The 19,015-nt window shown below is 59.1% G+C and carries 21 protein-coding genes; 10 read left to right on the top strand and 11 right to left on the bottom strand.

All coding sequences use genetic code 11. From position 1 onward, the window contains the following. The first annotated feature begins 44 nt into the window (after nucleotides 1-44). The gene (gene putA / locus QVZ43_RS02530; RefSeq protein WP_223794214.1) at nucleotides 45-3,674 is read left to right on the top strand and encodes a bifunctional proline dehydrogenase/L-glutamate gamma-semialdehyde dehydrogenase PutA; all 3,630 of its coding nucleotides are present in this window, start codon (nucleotides 45-47) and stop codon (nucleotides 3,672-3,674) included. A gap of 32 nt (nucleotides 3,675-3,706) precedes the next feature. On the opposite strand, the gene QVZ43_RS02525 is transcribed toward putA, so the two are convergent. Then, nucleotides 3,707-4,297 carry a phosphoribosyltransferase gene (locus QVZ43_RS02525; protein WP_223794213.1) on the bottom strand — a complete coding sequence of 197 codons (591 nt, stop codon included), beginning with the start codon at nucleotides 4,295-4,297 and terminating at the stop codon, nucleotides 3,707-3,709. Between the two features lie 108 nt (nucleotides 4,298-4,405). Here QVZ43_RS02525 and QVZ43_RS02520 point away from each other — a divergent pair, with 108 nt between their 5' ends. From QVZ43_RS02520 to QVZ43_RS02510, 3 genes are all read left to right on the top strand, one after another. Then, nucleotides 4,406-4,972 (top strand): phosphoribosyltransferase, encoded by a 567-nt coding sequence (locus QVZ43_RS02520; RefSeq protein ID WP_223794212.1) that lies wholly within the window; start codon nucleotides 4,406-4,408, stop codon nucleotides 4,970-4,972. Between the two features lie 84 nt (nucleotides 4,973-5,056). Next, nucleotides 5,057-5,392, top strand: coding sequence for a zinc ribbon domain-containing protein YjdM (locus QVZ43_RS02515; RefSeq protein ID WP_223794211.1), 336 nt, complete (start codon nucleotides 5,057-5,059; stop codon nucleotides 5,390-5,392). A gap of 59 nt (nucleotides 5,393-5,451) precedes the next feature. After that, nucleotides 5,452-6,363: a homocysteine S-methyltransferase family protein gene (locus QVZ43_RS02510; RefSeq protein WP_223794210.1), complete on the top strand. Its 912-nt coding sequence runs from the start codon at nucleotides 5,452-5,454 to the stop codon at nucleotides 6,361-6,363. Between the two features lie 52 nt (nucleotides 6,364-6,415). Here QVZ43_RS02510 and QVZ43_RS02505 read toward each other — a convergent pair whose 3' ends face one another. From QVZ43_RS02505 to QVZ43_RS02495, 3 genes are all read right to left on the bottom strand, one after another. Continuing rightward, entirely contained in the window at nucleotides 6,416-7,252 is an 837-nt protein-coding gene (locus QVZ43_RS02505) for a methyltransferase domain-containing protein (protein WP_223794209.1), read from the bottom strand. A 166-nt stretch (nucleotides 7,253-7,418) separates the two neighbouring features. Beyond that, complete coding sequence (locus QVZ43_RS02500; protein WP_223794208.1) at nucleotides 7,419-8,009, bottom strand: HD domain-containing protein; 591 nt, start codon at nucleotides 8,007-8,009, stop codon at nucleotides 7,419-7,421. A 12-nt stretch (nucleotides 8,010-8,021) separates the two neighbouring features. Then, complete coding sequence (locus QVZ43_RS02495; protein ID WP_223794207.1) at nucleotides 8,022-8,792, bottom strand: class II aldolase/adducin family protein; 771 nt, start codon at nucleotides 8,790-8,792, stop codon at nucleotides 8,022-8,024. 120 nt (nucleotides 8,793-8,912) lie between these two features. Here QVZ43_RS02495 and QVZ43_RS02490 point away from each other — a divergent pair, with 120 nt between their 5' ends. Continuing rightward, complete coding sequence (locus tag QVZ43_RS02490) at nucleotides 8,913-9,608, top strand: Crp/Fnr family transcriptional regulator (protein WP_223794206.1); 696 nt, start codon at nucleotides 8,913-8,915, stop codon at nucleotides 9,606-9,608. A 54-nt stretch (nucleotides 9,609-9,662) separates the two neighbouring features. On the opposite strand, the gene QVZ43_RS02485 is transcribed toward QVZ43_RS02490, so the two are convergent. Further along, a complete protein-coding gene (locus QVZ43_RS02485) occupies nucleotides 9,663-10,880 on the bottom strand; it encodes an outer membrane protein assembly factor BamB family protein (RefSeq protein ID WP_302908744.1) in 1,218 nt (405 codons plus the stop codon). A gap of 157 nt (nucleotides 10,881-11,037) precedes the next feature. Here QVZ43_RS02485 and QVZ43_RS02480 point away from each other — a divergent pair, with 157 nt between their 5' ends. Then, nucleotides 11,038-11,667 carry a LysE family translocator gene (locus QVZ43_RS02480; protein WP_223794204.1) on the top strand — a complete coding sequence of 210 codons (630 nt, stop codon included), beginning with the start codon at nucleotides 11,038-11,040 and terminating at the stop codon, nucleotides 11,665-11,667. Between the two features lie 9 nt (nucleotides 11,668-11,676). On the opposite strand, the gene QVZ43_RS02475 is transcribed toward QVZ43_RS02480, so the two are convergent. Next, a complete protein-coding gene (locus QVZ43_RS02475) occupies nucleotides 11,677-12,327 on the bottom strand; it encodes a lytic transglycosylase domain-containing protein (RefSeq protein ID WP_302909633.1) in 651 nt (216 codons plus the stop codon). Between the two features lie 171 nt (nucleotides 12,328-12,498). Beyond that, nucleotides 12,499-12,969 (bottom strand): YHS domain-containing (seleno)protein, encoded by a 471-nt coding sequence (locus QVZ43_RS02470; RefSeq protein ID WP_302908743.1) that lies wholly within the window; start codon nucleotides 12,967-12,969, stop codon nucleotides 12,499-12,501. 92 nt (nucleotides 12,970-13,061) lie between these two features. Here QVZ43_RS02470 and QVZ43_RS02465 point away from each other — a divergent pair, with 92 nt between their 5' ends. Beyond that, on the top strand, nucleotides 13,062-13,595 hold the full coding sequence (locus tag QVZ43_RS02465; RefSeq protein WP_302908742.1) for a shikimate kinase: 534 nt from the start codon (nucleotides 13,062-13,064) through the stop codon (nucleotides 13,593-13,595). An 80-nt stretch (nucleotides 13,596-13,675) separates the two neighbouring features. Here the strand turns inward: QVZ43_RS02465 and QVZ43_RS02460 are convergent, their stop codons facing one another. The 3 genes from QVZ43_RS02460 to QVZ43_RS02450 all read right to left on the bottom strand — a co-directional run bounded on the left by QVZ43_RS02460 (nucleotide 13,676) and on the right by QVZ43_RS02450 (nucleotide 15,961). After that, a complete protein-coding gene (locus QVZ43_RS02460) occupies nucleotides 13,676-13,852 on the bottom strand; it encodes a DUF1328 domain-containing protein (protein WP_302908741.1) in 177 nt (58 codons plus the stop codon). Nucleotides 13,853-13,908: 56 nt separating this feature from the next. After that, on the bottom strand, nucleotides 13,909-14,553 hold the full coding sequence (locus tag QVZ43_RS02455) for a DsbA family oxidoreductase (RefSeq protein WP_302908740.1): 645 nt from the start codon (nucleotides 14,551-14,553) through the stop codon (nucleotides 13,909-13,911). A 61-nt stretch (nucleotides 14,554-14,614) separates the two neighbouring features. Continuing rightward, entirely contained in the window at nucleotides 14,615-15,961 is a 1,347-nt protein-coding gene (locus tag QVZ43_RS02450; protein ID WP_302908739.1) for a dicarboxylate/amino acid:cation symporter, read from the bottom strand. Nucleotides 15,962-16,114: 153 nt separating this feature from the next. On the opposite strand from QVZ43_RS02450, the gene QVZ43_RS02445 reads away from it, so the two are divergent. From QVZ43_RS02445 to rarD, 3 genes are all read left to right on the top strand, one after another. Beyond that, nucleotides 16,115-16,354: a TIGR02647 family protein gene (locus QVZ43_RS02445; protein ID WP_223794503.1), complete on the top strand. Its 240-nt coding sequence runs from the start codon at nucleotides 16,115-16,117 to the stop codon at nucleotides 16,352-16,354. 181 nt (nucleotides 16,355-16,535) lie between these two features. Then, nucleotides 16,536-17,453: a DMT family transporter gene (locus QVZ43_RS02440; protein ID WP_302908738.1), complete on the top strand. Its 918-nt coding sequence runs from the start codon at nucleotides 16,536-16,538 to the stop codon at nucleotides 17,451-17,453. Beyond that, complete coding sequence (gene rarD, locus QVZ43_RS02435) at nucleotides 17,450-18,343, top strand: EamA family transporter RarD (RefSeq protein WP_302908737.1); 894 nt, start codon at nucleotides 17,450-17,452, stop codon at nucleotides 18,341-18,343. Before QVZ43_RS02440 ends, rarD begins: the two co-directional genes overlap by 4 nt. 28 nt (nucleotides 18,344-18,371) lie before the next feature. Here the strand turns inward: rarD and QVZ43_RS02430 are convergent, their stop codons facing one another. Then, nucleotides 18,372-18,968 carry a hypothetical protein gene (locus QVZ43_RS02430; RefSeq protein WP_302908736.1) on the bottom strand — a complete coding sequence of 199 codons (597 nt, stop codon included), beginning with the start codon at nucleotides 18,966-18,968 and terminating at the stop codon, nucleotides 18,372-18,374. Nucleotides 18,969-19,015 lie beyond the last annotated feature (47 nt).

The following is a 19,015-nucleotide window of genomic DNA, read 5'->3' as shown; positions in this document are numbered from 1 at the left end:
GGTAGAATTTCCGGCAGACGAATAACATATAAGAGGGTGAGACTATGAGACCGCAGCGATCAGAAATTCCTGCTCTTGAAGACAGCCGTCAGGCGGTTCGTGATTATTACCTTGCTGACGAGCACAAGGTCATTCATGAACTGATTGCTGGCGCGGAACTGTCTCAAGCCGAGCGCGACGCTATTTCCAAACGTGCGGCCGACCTGGTACGCAGTGTTCGCAAGAACGCCAAGCCCACGATCATGGAAAAGTTCCTCGCACAGTACGGTCTCACCACCAAAGAAGGTGTTGCCCTGATGTGTCTGGCCGAGGCCCTTCTGCGGGTTCCGGACAGCATGACCATCAATGACCTGATCGAAGACAAGATCACCTCCGGGGCTTGGGGCAGCCACATTGGCAAGGCCTCGTCCCAGCTGATCAACACCGCCACCATTGCGCTGTTGATGACCAGCAACCTGCTGAAAGATTCAGAGCGTGGTGGTGTCGGCGACACCCTGCGCAAGCTGCTCAAGCGCTTCGGTGAACCAGTGATCCGCACCGTGGCAGGTCAGGCCATGAAGGAGATGGGCCGTCAGTTCGTGCTCGGTCGCGATATTGAAGAAGCCCAGGAAGAAGCCCGGGAATACACCGCCAAGGGCTACACCTACTCCTACGACATGCTGGGCGAAGCGGCTCGCACCGACGACGATGCCAAGCGTTACTACGACGCCTACTCCAAGGCGATCGAAAGCATCGCCAAATCCTGCAAGGACGATGTTCGCAAGAACGCCGGTATCTCCGTCAAGCTGTCCGCCTTGCTGGCTCGCTACGAGTACGGCAATAAAGAGCGGGTCATGAATGAGCTGGTGCCCCGTGCCCGCGATCTGGTGCGCAAGGCCAAAGCCGCTAACATGGGCTTCAATATTGACGCCGAGGAACAGGACCGGCTGGACCTGTCACTGGACATCATCGAAGCACTGGTTTCCGATCCCGAACTGGCCGGCTGGGATGGCTTCGGTGTGGTGGTGCAGGCCTACGGCAAGCGAGCCTCCTTTGTTCTGGACTGGTTGTATGCCCTGTCCGAGAAGTACGACCGCAAGATCATGGTGCGCCTGGTCAAAGGCGCCTACTGGGATGCCGAGATCAAACGCTCCCAGGTGATGGGTCTGGACGGATTTCCGGTCTTTACCCGCAAGGCCTGCAGTGACGTGTCCTACATGTCCTGCGCAACCCAGTTGCTCAACATGGCCGACCGCATCTACCCGCAGTTCGCCACCCACAACGCGCACTCGGTGTCCGCCATCCTGGAGCTGGCGAACGCCAAGGGCGTGAAGAACTACGAGTTTCAGCGCCTGCACGGGATGGGCGAGTCCCTGCACGATGAGGTGATCGCTGTCAGTGGTGTTCCCTGCCGGATCTATGCACCGGTTGGCCCCCACAAAGATCTGCTGGCGTACCTGGTTCGCCGACTGCTGGAAAACGGGGCCAACAGTTCCTTCGTGAACCAGATTGTCGACACCAGCATTACGCCGGAGGAAATCGCCAAGGATCCCATTGATGTGGTCGTGGCGATGGGGGACAACATTTCCAGCAAGGCGATCGTCCATCCGTTCAAGCTGTTTGGCGACAAGCGTCGCAACTCCAAGGGCTGGGACATTACTGACCCGGTTACCGTGGAAGAGGTCGAAGCCGGCCGTGGTGCCTTCAAGGATCATCGCTGGAAAGGTGGCCCGCTGATCGCCGGTGAGGTTGCCGGTGGCGAGGTTCAGGTGGTTCGTAACCCGGCCAACCCGGACGACCTGGTGGGCCACATGACCCAGGCTTCCGACGCCGATGTGGATACTGCGATCAAGGCTGCACAGGACGGCTTTAAAGGCTGGTCTGGAGTGTCCGCCGAAGAACGCGCCGCCTGTGTTCGCAAGGTTGGTGACCTGTATGAAGAACACGCCCACGAACTCTTTGCCCTGACCACCCGGGAAGCTGGCAAGTCCCTGCTGGATGCCGTGGCTGAGATTCGCGAGGCGGTAGACTTTGCCCAGTTCTATGCCGACGAATGTGTTCGCTACAAAGATGACGGTGAAGCCCGCGGCGTTATCTGCTGTATTTCACCGTGGAACTTCCCGCTGGCCATCTTCACCGGCCAGATCCTGGCCAACCTGGCGGTGGGTAACACCGTGCTGGCCAAGCCGGCCGAGCAGACCGCGCTGATCGCCTACCGGGCGGTTGAGCTGATGTACGAAGCGGGTATCCCGAAAGACGCCATCCAGCTGGTACCGGGCACCGGTGCCACTGTGGGTGCGGCACTGACTTCCGACTCCCGGGTGACCGGTGTGTGCTTCACCGGCTCCACTGCGACGGCCCAGCGCATCAACAAGGTCATGTCTGAAAACATGGCGCCGGATGCGCCACTGGTGGCCGAAACCGGTGGTCTGAACGCCATGATCGTCGACTCCACCGCGCTGCCGGAGCAGGTGGTGCGTGATGTCCTGGCGTCCTCCTTCCAGAGTGCGGGCCAGCGCTGTTCCGCCCTGCGCATGCTGTATGTGCAGAAGGACATCGCCGATCACCTGCTGGAAATGCTTTACGGCGCCATGGAGGAGCTGGGCATCGGTGACCCGTGGCTGTTGTCCACAGACGTGGGCCCGGTCATTGATGAAACCGCTCGCAAGAAGATCGTCGACCACTGCAAAAAGTTCGAGGATCAGGGCAAACTGCTGAAGAAACTGCCGGTGCCCGATAACGGCCTGTTTGTGTCGCCGGCGGTGCTGAAGGTGTCCGGTATCGAAGAGCTGGAAGAGGAGATCTTCGGTCCGGTACTGCACGTGGCCACCTTCGAAGCCAAGGATCTGGACAAGGTGGTTGATAGCATCAATGCCAAGGGCTACGGCCTGACCTTTGGTATGCACAGCCGGGTGGATCGCCGGGTCGAGCACGTGGCCAGCCGCATCAAGGTCGGTAACACCTACATCAACCGGAACCAGATCGGTGCCATCGTCGGCTCCCAGCCGTTTGGTGGTGAGGGGTTGTCTGGCACAGGCCCGAAAGCGGGTGGTCCTCAGTACGTTCGTCGCTTTATGAAGGGCGAAACGACCGTGGTTTCAGCCGACACCGGCGCCAAGAGCATTGGCGCGAGCAAGCTGCAAAAGTTGATTGATCAGGTAGGGGCCATGAAGGCACCGAGGCCGGAGGCTCGCGAAGCTCTGATCAAGCCGATTTTTGGCGCTGTTCCGGCCCCGCTGGACGCGCACAAGGAAGAGTTGCCCGGGCCGACCGGTGAGCTGAACCGTTTGTCTAACCACGCGCGTGGTGTGGTCCTGTGTCTTGGTCCGGATCGGGCGACAGCTCTTGAGCAGGCCGGCACGGCCCTGTCACAGGGCAACCAGGTGGTGGTCATTGCGTCGGGTATCGAAGGTGCTGTGAAGGATGCCGCCAGGGCTGGCCTGCCGATCACGGGCGCCGAGGGCTTGCTGGCATCGGATGCGCTGACGCAGGCGAGCGGTTTCGAAGCGGTGGTGAGCTGTGCGGATCAGTCCCTGCTGCGGGAATATCGTCTGGCCCTGTCCAAGCGTGATGGTGCTCTGCTGCCGTTGATAACCGAGCACAAGCTGGATCAGCGCTTCGTGATTGAGCGTCACCTGTGTGTGGACACCACCGCAGCCGGTGGTAACGCCAGCCTGATTGCGGCTGCCGAATAAGCTCAGTCGGCAGATAAAAAAACGCCCGGTGGTTATGCCCCCGGGCGTTTTTTGCAGGTATCCAGTATCGGCTCCACAAAGGGCTTGTGTTCCCGAATCTCCTCCATGGTCAGGCCATTCAACTCGTAAGGAAACACCAGCCAGTCATCGGTGCGGTGCAGGCAGTAATCAGGCTGCAGGTTGGTTTGGTTGTACGCGGGACGCTGCCACAGAGTGGCGACTTTCAGCTCCCGGGCCATGTTGCGCTTGCAGTTGCGCTCCAGCTTGTCGATCACAGCCTTAATGTTCAGGCCCGTGCTGAAGACGTCATCCACAATCAGCAGACCGTCGTCCGCGTTCAGGTTTTCCAGCAGGTACTGGGTGCCGTGCACCCGGATTTCCGTGTTCGGAGAGGCCACCATGTTGTGGTAGTAGGGTTGCCCCCGGTAGGACGTGCGTACGGCGATGTGGTCTGTCTGGACGCCAAGTGTCTGCAGGCATTCCTGGACGTAGATGCCGATGGAGCTGCCCCCGCGCCACAGACCCACGATAAAGGTGGGGCGGAAACCACTCTTGAATATCTCTACGCCCAGCCTGAAGGCATCGAGGATCAAGTCTTCTTCTTCCAGATAGTGTTTGTTCATGCTAATCCTGGTTGCCCCTTTTTTCGTCTGACGGTTGCCAAGTGGGCACTGGAGCGAGAATATACCCGATCGCCCCGAAATTGCGACTCGTGAGAGACCCATCGGCACATGAGCAAGAAACAGTATCTGACCGCGCAGGGACTTCTGGAGGACTCCTATCGTCTGGCTGCCAACATCGTTGCCAGCGGATTCCGGCCTACCTTCATGATTGCCGTGTGGCGTGGCGGAGCCCCCATCGGAACCGCCGTTCAGGAGTTCCTCGACTTCCACGGTATCAGCACGGACAACATTGCCATCCGCACGTCGTCCTACAGCGGAATTGATGAGCAGAGTCGGGAGGTCAAGGTATTTGGTCTGAACTACCTGGTCAAGAACGTACGGCATGAGGACCGCCTGCTGATCGTGGACGATGTCTACGACACCGGGCGCTCGATTGAAGCCATTATCAACGAGCTGCGCACCCGGGCCCGCCTCAATACGCCGGCCGACATTCGTGTTGCGGTTCCCTATTACAAGCCCAGTCGGAACCAGACGGACCGAATCCCGGACTACTATATGCATGAAACCGAAGCGTGGCTGAAGTACCCGCATTCGCTGGAAGGGCTGACCCGGGAAGAAATCGCCGAGAACCGGCCTGCCATCTACGAGATTATCCGCGAGCATCTTCCCGACTGAGCCGCAGACCGGGGCCTGCGGCGTTCAGTTTCAGCAGGCGCCGCATACACATTCATGTACCCAGAGATGAGAGAAACAACCGCTATGTCACTTCCACCTTGCCCCAAATGCCAATCCGTGTACGTGTATGAAGACCAATCGAATCTTGTCTGCCCCGAATGCGCACACGAGTGGAATCCATCGGAGGTAGCTGCGGAAGACGCATTCGTTGTCCGGGATGCCAACGGGACTGTCCTGGAAGAGGGCGATAAAGTCACTTTGATCAAAGACCTGAAGGTAAAGGGCAGCTCGCAAGTGCTGAAAATCGGCACCAAGACAGTGATTCGAAGAATTGTCGAAGGCAAGGATCACGAACTTGACTGCAAACTGCCGGGGGCGGGCGAAATGATGGTGACAGCCAAGTTTGTTAAGAAGGTGTAGTCAGGCAGCTATAAAACGATCGACTCCGTTTCCCCAATGACGACAGGTAACCCTACTTGATGACTGCTCACAATCGGCAAATCGTACTGTTGGACGGAGGCATGGGACAGGAGTTTGTGCGGCGCAGTCGCCACCCGGTTTCGCCTCTCTGGTCGGCTCAGGTGATGCTGGATGAGCCGGACCTGGTTCAAACCGTCCATCGGGAATTCATCGAGGCGGGCGCCCGTGTCATCACGCTCAACAGCTACAGTGCCACGCCGCAGCGTCTGACCCGCGATGGTGAGTCCGGTTGGTTCGAGCCGCTGCAGGCCGCGGCGCTCATCGCCGCCGCCCGGGCCCGTGAAGAAAGCGGAAAGGACGTGCGCATTGCTGGCTGCCTGCCGCCGCTGGTGGCGAGTTACCATTATGAACTGGTGCCTGACGATGCCACCTGCCTGCGGGATTATCGCCGCATCGTGGCGGCCCAGGCCAAAGGCGTCGATTGTTTTATCTGTGAGACCCTCTCTCTGGCACGGGAGGCGCGGATGGCGACCGTCGCCGCAGCGGAAAGCAATCTGCCGGTGTGGACCGCTTTCACCGTGGACGACGAGGACGGCAGTCGCCTCCGCTCCGGCGAATCGTTGGTCGAGGCGGCCCGGGAGGTCGCGGCTGTCGGTGCCGAGCGGGTCCTGGTCAATTGCTCGGCCCCCGAGGCAGTCACCACCGCCATGGCCGAACTGGCCGGGCTCGGCATTCCGTTTGGCGGTTACGCCAATGGCTTCGAATCTGCGCCCAAGCTGCAAGCGGGCGGCACCGTGGATATCCTTACGGCACGCTCGGATCTCGGTCCCGACGCCTACGCTGAGCACGCGCTTCGCTGGGTAGAGCAAGGCGCGACCCTCGTTGGAGGCTGTTGCGAAGTGAGTCCGGCGCATATTGAGGCTTTGGCCAATCGTCTGACTTCGGCAGGATACCGGCTGGTCTCTTCCTGACCCATTCCCGTGACCAACACCTTTCCCCGTCGTTTTCTGTCAAACAACGAACTTAGATCGCCAGACGTTCGCCATCGTCCGGTGCCAGCGCCTTGGTTGCCGTGATGATGTGCGCCGGCACGCTAAACTCCACGGTGCCATCCGGAAGCTGATATGCAGACAGCGCGGATTCGGCCTCTCGAATGACCGCTTCGGTCTGCTCGTCCGTCAGCGCCACACCGGCAAACGGAAACCAGCCCCGGATATCGGCCTGCACCAGATCGGTCAGGCTCGGGAATCGGGCCGTCTCCATCAGGCGTATCCTGCTGTAATCGTGAATGCCGGCCTGGGTGAAGAGGTCGTCCAGCGTGTCCGGGTCGCCGAGTGAAAAGGGGGCCGCCAATAGATGGCCGACTTCGGGTGATACGACCTGTGTGTAGATTTCAGAAAGGGTCCGGTAGACCGGCTGCTGGTCGAAACCATCAAACACCGTCACCACCAAATGGTGTTTGGGTTTGAGCACCCGAATCATTTCTCGTAACGCGGTTGCCGGATGCTCAAGCAGCATCAGCCCGAACTGGCAGAGCACGGCATCAAACTGGTTGTCGTCGAAGGGAAGGACTTCTGCGTCACCCTGTTGCCACGTTATGTCGGCGGATTTTCGGCGGGCTACCGCGAGCATGCCCGGATTCAGGTCATAACCGATGACTTGCCCGTCTGGGGCGACCTGTCGTGCAGCGCCGAGGGTTAGTTCGCCCGGGCCGCAGGCCACATCGAGCACGTTGAAACCCGGTTTCAGGTGAGCGTGTTCGAGGGTCTGGAAATTCCAGGGAACAAACAGTGTTGGGGTGAGGCGTCGGTCGTACTCCTGCGCGACCTGTTCGAGTTGCTCTGGTGTTAAGTCCGGCATGGTGCGGCCCCCCGAGCATCGTTCTCTTGGTGGGGTGCAGTGATAAAACGCCCCACAACCTGATTTAACTCTAGTCCGGTCAGGGGTGGCTGTCGACCGCTGGTGGGGCTTGTGGGGGATGAAGGAAAAAGATCCGAAGGGGCATTTTGCCCCTTCGGTTGTTCACTCAGTCGGTGTGAGCGTCCTTGTACAGGGACTTTCTTGGCTCTGCGAACACTTTGCGAACCATTGGTTCGAAGTAGGACAGAGGCAGGGTTTCCGCCTCCGGATCAAAGGCCGGAGAGTCGTACTTGCTGACGAATTCGATTGTCCGCTTGAAGTGCGGATGTTCTTTGTATTCGTTCCGCATGTCACGGTCCATGCCCAGGTAATGGAAGAAGTGGTAGCCCTGGAAGATGGCGTGGTGCTTGATCATCCAGTGGTTAGCGTCGCTCACGAATGGTTCCAGCAGCACGGCGGCAACGTCGGCATGGTTATAGGTACCGAGGGTGTCACCGATGTCGTGCAGCAGGGCGCACACGACGTACTCGTCATCTTTGCCATCCCGGTGGGCCAGGGTGGCGGTTTGCAGGCAATGGGTCAGCCTGTCTACCTGAAAGCCGCCAAAATCGCCCTTCAGCAGCTGGAGATGTTCCAGGATGCGGTCGGGCAGGGTCTGGGCAAATTTTCCAAAGGAATCGGCAATGATCTTCCAGTCTTCGGCGGTGCCGTCCTTCATGTGGGTGAAGGTGGCCTGGGGTGCAGTAACGTCACTCATCAGAAATCTCCTTTACTTCTCGTAGCCGGGGTTCACCCGGTCCAGCTTGCGAAGCAGTCCCGGCCAAGCCAGTTTGCCACCCAGGCCGCGAGTTGCCTGCGAGGCCTGCTGCTGAATCGTATCGACAATACCGGCAGGTACCGGTGTCAGTTCCCGGTTGCCCGACAGTGCCTGAATCTGGATTTCGCAGGCTGTCTGCAGGACATACATGCCCAGGAACGCATCGGCCACGCTGGAACCGGTGGTCAGCAGGCCATGGTTGCGCAGGATCATGAAGTTGTTGGTGCCCAGGTCTGCCTGCAGGCGCGCCTTTTCATCTTCCCGCAGCGCCACACCTTCGTAGTCGTGGTACGACAGGTTGGAGAGCGGGAACAGGCTCTGCTGGGACAGCGGAAGCAGCCCTTCCGACTGGGCGGAAACGGCAACCCCTGCGCGGGTATGGGTGTGCATCACGCAGGCGGCGTCTTCGCGAACGGCATGAACCGCGCTGTGGATGGTGAAACCGGCTGGGTTTACATCGAAATCGTCCGGGTTGATCTTGTTGCCTTCCTGGTCGATGCGCACCAGGCTGGATGCGGTGATTTCATCGAACATCATGCCGTAGGGGTTGATCAGGAACTGGTGGTCCGGTCCCGGGATGCGCACGGAGATGTGGGTAAAAATCAGATCGTCCCAGCCGTACATCGCAATCAGGCGATAGGCGGCAGCCAGGTCCACACGCAGCTGCCACTCTTCGGCACTGACCTGGTCTTTCTTGGAGGGGATTTCGATACGCTCAGACATGGCGGTCTCCTTCATTGTTCGTTTGCCCTTGTGGGATTCCTGACGTCAGTTTAGGTCGTGGAGGGAGCGATCCACTGTCAAATGGTTTACATTTGGTTCAGGTGTTCGTAGGTTTTGATCATGTCTGAATTAAGCGATGTTTTAAGAGCCTGCCCGCTGTTGGGTGGCCTGCCCGATAAAGGCTTCGCGGAGGCCGAGATGATGGCCCGCTGGCGCAACTTTGGCGAAGGCGAGCCCATCTATGAGAAGGGCTCCATGCAGTCGTCATTGTGTGTGATCGCGCAGGGGCAGGTGCGCATCAGTTCGGTGAACTCGGAAGGCCGGGAGGCCACGCTGATTATTTTCGGGGCCCCGGCCTGGATCGGCGATGCGGTCTTTTCACCGGGAATGCCCAGGGTGTATGGCGCCACCGCCCACGAGAAAACCCGACTGGTGGAGTTGCCGGGTGAAGGGTTTCGCCGGCTGCTGGAAACCTACCCGCAAGCCTATCCGAAGGTGCTGGATCTGATCAGTCAGCGGCTGTGGTCGGTCATGTCCATCATTGCGGACGACGCCCTGCAGGGCATTGCCACCCGGATCGGCCGACGTCTGTTGTTCCTGGCACAGCTTCAGGGCGCCGATGGGCTGACGTCCCATCCGGTCACGTTTCAGCTCACCCGGGAGCACATCGCCAACATGATGGGCATGACCCGGCAGGGCGTTCATGGAGCTATCAAGCAGTACGAAGAGGCCGGGCTGCTGAAACTGGAGTACGGCCGGGTGACGGTCACCGATCCGGTTGCTCTTCAGGCGTTTCTGAAAACGCTTCCGGGCTGACCGAAACACCCTGGCCGGTGCTTTCCTCGTAGAAAGCGCCGGTCAGATTCGTGGCTACTGGTTGAGGTATTGGGAAAGGTGCAGCACGAAGGTGCCGTCCTGGTTGACGCTGTAGCCGGCGTACAGGCGGTTGCCATTGATTGCGACGCTGCCGGTGGTGATCTGCACATACTCCCGAAGGCTGGATTCTGCCACCCGGTTGCCATCGGAATCGTATTTGGCGTTCATGCCGTCACCCACGATGAACAGCTCGCCGTTGGACAGCTCCGCATCACTGACAATGCCCTTCTCCCGCTTGTTCCAGATGACCCGGCCTGCGGCATCGAGCTTGACGATTCGATGGCCGTCTTCATTGGATGTCGTCAGCAGGAGGTCTCCACGGTTGTCTTCGAACACCGCCGGTCGGCCGGGCAAACCGTAGCTCTCGTAAGCGGGCGAGAAAGACCTGGACCACAGCAGCTGGCCGGTCGCGGAGAAGCGGGACAAGTGCGACCCGCCATTCTCTTCCAGCGCATTGATGGCCACCAGATCACCCTGCTGGGTAAATCGGGTTTCGCCAAAGGCCCAGTCCCGATCGGAAATTCGCTGGTGCCAGAGCTGCGCGCCACTGGCGTTGAAAAGGGTTACGGCGGAGCCGCCACCCAGAGCCATATCGCCGTTCATGTTCACGTCCACGGAGCGGGCCACATGATAGGGGTGTTCGATGGCAAGCAGTTGGTTGCCGGCCAGGTTGAACACCCGGGTCTGGGCACCCGTGACGTAGAGCTTGTCGTTTCCCAGGGTCAGCGTGCGGTACTCGGTGCCCTCCCCCAGGTCCTTTCGCCAGCGTTCATTTCCGTTGGCGTCGAAGCTGATCAGATAGTTGCCGCTTGCCGACTCCTGCTCGCTGACCACCCGGAACTGCTCCAGCAGCATGTAGCTGTTGTCGGATGAGTCCAATACCAGCTTCAGAGGGCTGTCGTCACTGTCATAGCCAGTGGTGGACAGGTCCAGAGCTCGGGACCAGACTCGATTGCCGGAGGCATCGAACTTCACCAGCGCAACGTCGTGGATGTGAAGCTCCATGGACGCTCTGATGGTGCTGGCCGCAACGAGGATGTTGCCGTAGCTGTCGACGGCCATGTCGTCGAACCAGGCAAGACGATCCGGCTCTTCACTGGCTTTCGGGTTAAAGGTCGCGACCCACTCCGGGGTGATGGTGGCCGTGCAGGCAATCAGCACGGTAACGGTAAAAAGAAGAACGGGTAATTGACGCCATGTATTACGGGGCATACTGCTATCCTTGCGTAGTTGAACCTCTCCTGTTGAAACGAAAAAGCACCTGAAAAACTTGCAGTTTTCGTCCAATAGAGAGCATCCTACCGATCCAAAGTAGTACATTCATACTAATTTTATGGGTACTCGCCACCCAGCGTTGCGGAGCCGTGCTGTGTTGTCACTCAACTGGTCGTTATTATCTGCCTTCATTCCCACGTTCTTTGTGGTGTCCATTACACCCGGTATGTGCATGACCCTGGCGCTGTCCATGGGCATTACCATTGGTGTGCGCCGGGCCCTGTGGATGATGGCTGGTGAACTGCTGGGCGTGGCGATCGTGGCAACGTCGGCGGCCATTGGTGTGGCGGCCTTCATGCTGAAATACCCCACCGCGTTTGCCGTGTTCAAGTATGCCGGTGGTGCCTACCTGGCCTGGCTGGGTATTCAGATGTGGTTTTCCAAAGGTCGCATGGCGATGCCGGAGGAGGATCAGTCGGCGGTTGACCTGTCACGCTGGCAACTGGCGTTTCAGGGTTTCGTGACGGCCATCGCCAACCCCAAGGGCTGGGCCTTCTTTGTAGCCCTGTTGCCGCCATTTATTGATAACAGTCTGCCGATGACGTCCCAGTTGGCGGCGCTGATCCTGATTATTCTGCTGCTGGAATTCATCTGCTTGCAGCTTTACGCCCACGGTGGGCGTGGCTTGAGGGCATTATTGCGTCAGGGCAATGGTGTTCGCACGGTAAACCGGGTGGCCGGAAGCCTGATGATCGCGGTGGGGATCTGGCTGGCGTTCGGGTAACGCCCGATATCAGAACGTGCCGGCGTAGCGCTCGTGCAGGATACCAACGCGATGCACGTAGGCCTTGGTTTCCGCATAGGGTGGAACGCCCTGATAGCGGGTGACTGCACCGGGGCCGGCGTTGTATGCGGCGGTTGCCAGGCGAATGTCGCCGTTGAAGCGCTGCAGCATTTTGGCCAGGTAATTGGCACCCCCGCGAATGTTCTCGGACGCAACGAGCGGATTCACGACGCCCAGTTCCCGGGCCGTGCCCGGCATCAATTGCATTAACCCCTGAGCTCCCACTGGAGACAGCGCCTTTTCATTGAATGCGGATTCGGCGTGGATAACGGCCCGGATCAACGCAGGGTCAACGCCGTACTCGCGGGCCGCGGTCAGGATTTCATCACGATAGCGTTGCTTGAACAGAGGGGTTCTGCGCCAGTCGACGCTGGATTCCGGATCGCAGGCATAGCAGTGGAACCGGATGACTTCGAACTGGTCACTGCTGGGGCGAACGCTGCTGTAGGCCACAACGCCGTGGTCATCCTTGTAGCGATACACGGTGTCGTTACCGGTCGAGGCGCGGGGCTGGCTCTTTCTAACATTGGTGAATTCGACCGTGCCATCGGGGTGCACGATGCGGGCAATCTCTGCCTGAGCCACGGCGGCCGTGAGCATACAGGTCACAAAGGTGAGTGTGGCAAGCGGAAAAGCTGATCGCGTCTGGCCAGTTGTCATTCGTTATCCGTGCGGCTACTGCAGGCTGTCTGAAAGAAAAAACGTCATTCTTTTTGCCGGATTATACGGCTTTGCGCCAGCCTTGAAACCGCAGGGATTGTCGGAAAACTGTTACTTTTCGAGTACTGCCGGCCAGTTCTCATTCGCCGTGCGGATGAAGTTCTCGGTATCTTCCAGCCACTGATCCTGAACGGCCTGGTTGTAGTTCAGGTACAGCTTGCCATCCTTGACGGTCCAGTGTTCCGGGTCGCCCTTGGCCAGGTAACCCTGGCTGACCGCCCAGGCACAATAGCCACCGTATTGGGGTACATAGGCATCAGGATCGGCCTCAAACTTCGCCTTGTGTTCGGCACTTGCAAAGCGCCAGCTGACGCCCAGGTATTCGGCTGAGTGGTTGCTGGAGCCTTCGGTTGCCTCGCCATCCTCGAAGTAACTAACAACGTCATAACCGCCGGCGCCGGTATTGGAGAGAAGGCCTGTGTAAACCGGATCCTCGGCGGCGACGGCTGCCGCCGAACTCAGGATCAGCGCCAATGACACGGCAAAGAAATGGGCTAGAAAACGATAAGCTGTCTGAAGCATGGTGTCCTCCTTGAGACATTGATTATAGTTTTCAGACCAAGGTTAGACGGACTTGTTACAATCGGCCGCCAAACAATTTCCCCGGAGTAAACATGCCCTTCCTCAAGACGAATCAAAACATTGTTCTCATCGGTATGCCCGGCAGCGGCAAGAGCACCGTTGGGGTTCTGCTGGCCAAGCGGCTTGGTATGGGCTTTGTAGACACCGACCTGCTGATTCAGGAAAAGGCCGGGCGCACCCTGCAAGACATCGTGGATGAAGACGGCTATCAGGCCCTTCGCCACATCGAAGAAGAAGTGCTGCTGGAACTGGACGTCCACCACCAGATCATCAGCACCGGCGGCAGTGCCGTCTACAGTGAGGCCGCCATGGCGCACCTGAAGGCCAACGGTGTGGTGGTGTTTCTGGATATTCCCCTGGATCTGGTCATCCAGCGCATCGGGGATTACAGCGCCCGCGGCATTTCCCGCCGGCCGGATCAGTCGCTGGACGATCTGTTTGACGAGCGGTTCGCCCTGTACAGCCGGTATGCAGATATTGCGGTCAAGGGCGAGGGCCGAAGCCAGGATGAAGTTTGTGAGGCGGTCGTTGAGAAGATTTATTCCGGTCAGCAGCTGGGAATCTGACCGGTTATAGGGAGAGTTGCGTTCGGGTCGGACAACAGCTGACTCAGCCACCCGAACGCTAGTACCTGCCAAGACCTTCTCTAGACCTTGGGTCCCCGTCCGCGAATCACGTTCGCTATCAGGGATATCACCAGAAGAACTATGAAAATGAAAAACAGAATCTTCGCAAATTCTGTCGCCGCGCCGGCTATACCGCCAAACCCTAAAACACCAGCGATTATTGCTACAACAAGACAAACTATCGTCCAATAAAGCATGTTGTTTCCTCCAGCTGGAGCTTGAGCTCTAACTGTAGGAGAAGTCTGCCGGAAAGCTAGTTCTGGGCGCTAATCTCCCGTAATGCCTGGACCAGCGTTTCAGGTTCCTGGGCGCCGGAGATCAGGTACTTCTGGTTGACGATGTAGGCAGGCACTGCGGACACGCCGGCCTGCTGGTAGCGTAGCTCTTCCTCACGCACGGCATCGGCATAGCGGTTCGACGCCAGAACGGCTCTGGCTTCCTCGGTATCCAGCCCGGTCTGTTCCACGGCGGCAAGGAGAATATCAGTGTTGGAGATGTTCTCGGCCCGTCCGAAATACGCCTCGAAAAAGGCCAGCTTCAGCTCGGTCTGCTTGCCGTGTTCAGCAGCCCATTTGAGCAGACGATGGGCGTCGAAGGTGTTGCGGGTGTGGCGTTCCTGAAGCTTCTCGAAGTTAAGGCCCAGCCCGGAGGCAATCTCCATCATCTGGGCCTGGTTGGCCTTCATTTCCTCTTCGCTGCGACCGTATTTCCGGGCCAGTGCCGGCAGGATCGGTTCGCCATCGTTGGACGAATCCGGATTCAATTCGAAGGCTCGCCAGTGGACATCAAACTCCAGTTCGTCCTGCAGCTCGTTCATGGCTTTTTCCAGCCGCTTGTACCCAATGGCGCACCAAGGGCAGGCGATGTCGGAAACAATGTCGATGTTTAATCTGGTCATGACAACTCCCGTTAGAAAACTGACCGCAAAGGCTAACGTAATGAACCCGGCCTTGTCGTCCTTACGCCGGGTTTCCGGGTTCCGGTTCACTCACCAGGCGGGTGCCCGACCAGTTTTCCATCAGCCGGCAGGTAATCAGGTCACCGGTAACGTTAATGGCAGTACGGCACATGTCCAGAATCCGGTCCACTCCCATGATCAATGCAATGCCGCTGGGAGGTACGCCCACCGTCTGAAGCACCATCGCCAGTATCACGATGCCGACACCGGGCGTGGCGGGGGAACCCACCGACGCGCCCACCGCCATGGCGACCACCAGGGCCAGACTGCCGACACTCAGATCCACACCGTACACCTGGGCAAGGAACACCGTCGCTACTGCCTGATACAGCGCCGTACCGTTCATGTTGATGGTGGCGCCGAGCGGTATGACAAACTGGGACACCGACGGCCGGACGCCGAGCTTGTCCTCTGCGGTTCGGATCGACATGGGCATCACGGCGGCGGAACTGGAGGTGGAGAAGGCGAGCAGGAGCACGTCCCGAGTGTCCCGCAGGAACCGCCTTGGTGAGTCGCCGACGAGGAGTTTGAGAATCACCATGTACACCACCAGCATCAGCAACAACCCAACGATGACCGTGAGCACATAGGAGGCCATGCCCAGCATGGCCTGGAATCCGATGGTGGTGGTCAGTTGCGCCATCAGTCCGAACACTGCGATGGGGGCCAGGCGCATGGCCCAGCCCACGACGGTCATACAGATCTGTTGCAGGGAGTCCAGCAGCTCCAGCATGGGGCGGGATTTCTTTGGGTCCATGCTGACCAGCGCTACACCCACAATGATGGAAAAAATCACCACCTGCAGCATTTGCCCTTCCACCATGGCGTCCAGCGGATTGCCCGGCAGCAGGCCGATCAGGGTTTGCGGCAGTTCCAGAACGTCCGGGAAGTCAGAGCTTGCGGATGCGGCGACTGACGGGGAGGGCGCGGTGGCGGCCAGCCCGGTCATCATGGCGCCCGGATTCATGACACCGCCGATCCACAGGCCAATGACGGCAGCAACCGCCGTCGTAATGACAAAGAAAATCGTGACCCGGACGCCCAGCGTGCGTAACTGTGCCAGGTCTTCGCTGGCGGCGAGACCACGCACCACCGAGGCAATGACCAGCGGAATCACAATCATCTGAATGGTGGCCAGGAACAGCTGGCCGGGAAACGCCAGCCAGTTGCCGACCAGGCTGCCCGTCGCCGGTTCCACCAGACCCACGGACGGCCCCAGCAGGGTGCCGGTGACAAGCCCCATCAGCATGCCGATCAACACCTTCAGCCACAGCCTTCCCTTGACCAGACCGGACAGGTAACCGCTCAAATGGCGGAGTTGTTGGGGGTAATAGCCGTTGTTTTCCATGCCAGTCAGTCGTCCGTGCGGTGGGCTACGGGAAGTATAGGGTATTGGATAATGAGACCCGACTCTCAGCCCTGAGCTGAATCAATAATGAGTGCGAATCCGCGGATGCCGATGGACTATGCTGAAATCATCACAATAAAACGAGGTTCTGCCATGCCGTTCTCCGCCGATCACCTGTCCGAACTGAACCTTCTAGCCCAATTCCCCTCGTCATCCACTCAGGAGGGCATCAAGGTACATGCCCACACAGCCGCACCCGAAACCATTCAGGCGGCTGAAAACCTGTTTTCCAAGGGGCTGATCAGCCAGAAAGACGGCGGTTATCTGACGCCCCTGGGGGCTGAGGCAGTCGAACTGACCCAGAAACTGCAGTCCATTCTTGGCGGTTCCTAGTTGCCAGTTGCACCGGGTCCGGGGACTGCAACAGCGGTTCCCCGGCTCACTATCTGGTCTGACCAGCCACAGGTCTGATTGCCGAACCTTTTGGATTGAACGATACTGACCGGCTTATTTCGTTCGGCTGCTAACCTTTAGCCTGCAGCCATTCATCCATTGTTCAGTCTGGTTGTTGCCCATGCATCCGGTCGTTTCGTCCTACCTCATTCCGGCCCTGTTTGTCTGGCTATGGAGCACCGGCTTCATCGGTGCCAAGTACGGCCTGCCCTACGCGGAGCCGTTCACCCTGTTGCTGATCCGTATGCTGATCACCCTCGGTCTGCTGGCGGTGCTGGTCCGGTTGCTGAATGCACGCTGGCCGGGATGGCGGGCGGCGGGGCACCTGGCGGTGACCGGGGTGCTGGTGCATGGCTGCTATCTGGGCGGCGTGTTCTACGCGATATACACGGGCATGGCCTCTGGCATTGTGTCGCTGATTGTCGGGCTCCAGCCCCTGGTGACGGCCGCGGTGGCGGTAATGGTATTGCGGGAACGGGTGACATTCCGGCAATGGATCGGGCTTGCGTTGGGGCTGTTTGGTGTCGCCCTGGTGCTGTTCGAGAAATACGGCACCGACTACACCGGCGTGGATCTGTCGTTGTGGGCCATCGTCTGGGCGGTGTTTGCCCTGGTCGGCATTTCCGTGGGCACCGTGTATCAGAAGCGCTTCGGCACGGGCGCCGATCTGGTGACTGGTACGTTTATCCAGTACGCCGCCGCCGCGACCTTTTTTGCGATCGGTGCCTTTGCGCTGGAAACCCGGGAAGTGGAGTGGAGCCTGCAACTGAAGCTCTCCATGGCCTGGCTGGTGCTGGGGGTATCCATCGGTGCGATCCTGCTGCTGATGTGGCTGATCCGCCGCGGCGCGGCATCGCAGGTGGCCAGTCTGTTTTATCTGGTGCCACCGGTGACGGCGTTTGAAGCCTACCTTCTGTTTGGCGAACAACTCGGTGGCCTGGCCATGGCCGGAGGCCTGGTGGCCATTGTGGGTGTGGCGCTGGTCGTCACCCAGAACCGGCCTGCGCCGAAAACACCCGTTGCCGGGGGTAAGCCATGAACGATGTCACCCGGGGCGTCTGGTACGGATTGTCTGCCTATCTGATCTGGGGCTGCTTCCCGCTGTTCTTCGCCTTGTTTGAGGGCATTCCCGCGTATGAGGTTCTGGTGCACCGGATCATCTGGTCCTGTGTCTTCCTCTCGCTGGTGATCACCGCACTCAGGCGCTGGCGGCCGGTAAAGCTGGCGCTGGCCGAGCCTGCCAAACTGTGGCGGGTGCTGGCGTGTGCGGTGCTCATTGCCTCCAACTGGGGCATTTACATCTACGCGGTCGAAACCCGCCATGTGCTGCAGGCCAGCTTGGGTTATTTCCTCACGCCGCTGGTGAACGTGGCGCTCGGCTTGTTTGTGCTCAGAGAGCGAATGGCCGTGTTGCAGGTGGTGGCGGTGGGGCTGGCCGGCGTGGCCATTCTGGTTCAGCTGGTCACCCTGGGTGAACTGCCGTGGATGGCGCTGGCGCTGGCGCTCACCTTTGGTACTTATGGCCTGTTGCGCAAACAGGTGGCCCTGGACGGGCTGTCCGGCCTGTTTGTCGAGACGCTGTTGCTGTTGCCGGTGGGTTTGCTGGCGTTCAGCTGGCTCAGTACCAGCGGTCAGTCCCATTACGGCGGCGACACCCTCCACGCCACCTTGCTGATGGCCAGCGGCATCGTCACGGCCATTCCACTGCTGCTGTTTGCCGGCGCGGCAAGACGGCTGCGCCTGGCGACCCTGGGCTTTCTCATGTACATCAACCCCACGCTGCAGTTCTTCCTCGCCCTGTGGGTGTTTGGCGAACCCCTCAGCCAGACCCAGCTGGCCAGCTTCACCATGATCTGGATTGCGCTGGCGCTTTACAGCTGGTCGTCGTGGCGCAGTCAGGCAGCCCGAAAAACCGCCTTGGCGCGCTGAGCACGAATTTATGCCGAGCGGCGCCCGGTCACAAAAGCAAATCGTTTCTTCGGTGAATAAACAGGCGAATGATTTCCCTGGATGCTGCGTTGTCAGGATTGGCATCCCTTTTTACCAGAGTCGTGCTGAATGCAGTTCCTTGACCGGATGAGCCTTCGCAGGCCAGCTTGTACATCAGCGCGACCTGGCCGTCCGGCCCGACATCGACGTCAGGATACATCGGCTTGAAACCCTCGCCAGTGCTGTAGAGGACTGTGGTTTTGTTTACGCCTTTATACGGCGAGGTTGCCAGTATCACTTCGCTGAATCGTGCGCGATCGGAGTAAGTGGTCGGCTCGATGCGGCTCCGGGATTCCAATTGAACCAGCTCATTGCCATGGCGGTCCGTGAGCACTGGAGAGCAGGAGACGAGGGGTTGTCCGGCAACGACGAACGGGTTTCCGTTAAAGGAAATATTCGATCCCGGTCCTGCCAGGCTGGTCATGATTCGTACTGTGCTCGTCTCTACCGACATCCAGATAATCGGTGGAGCCTCACGATGGTCGGCTGCCGAGGAAGGCAAAGCCATCAGCAACGAAGTGATGGTCAGCGCGGAAACGAGAAGTTTTCTTTTGGTATTCAACATGATTCCTCCTCATCGTCAGAACTGTTGAATGCGGGTATTAGAGGGAC

Source organism: Marinobacter suaedae, from assembly GCF_030519635.1.
Taxonomy (GTDB): Bacteria; Pseudomonadota; Gammaproteobacteria; order Pseudomonadales; family Oleiphilaceae; genus Marinobacter; species Marinobacter suaedae.
This window is presented reverse-complemented; position numbering and strand designations above follow the sequence as displayed.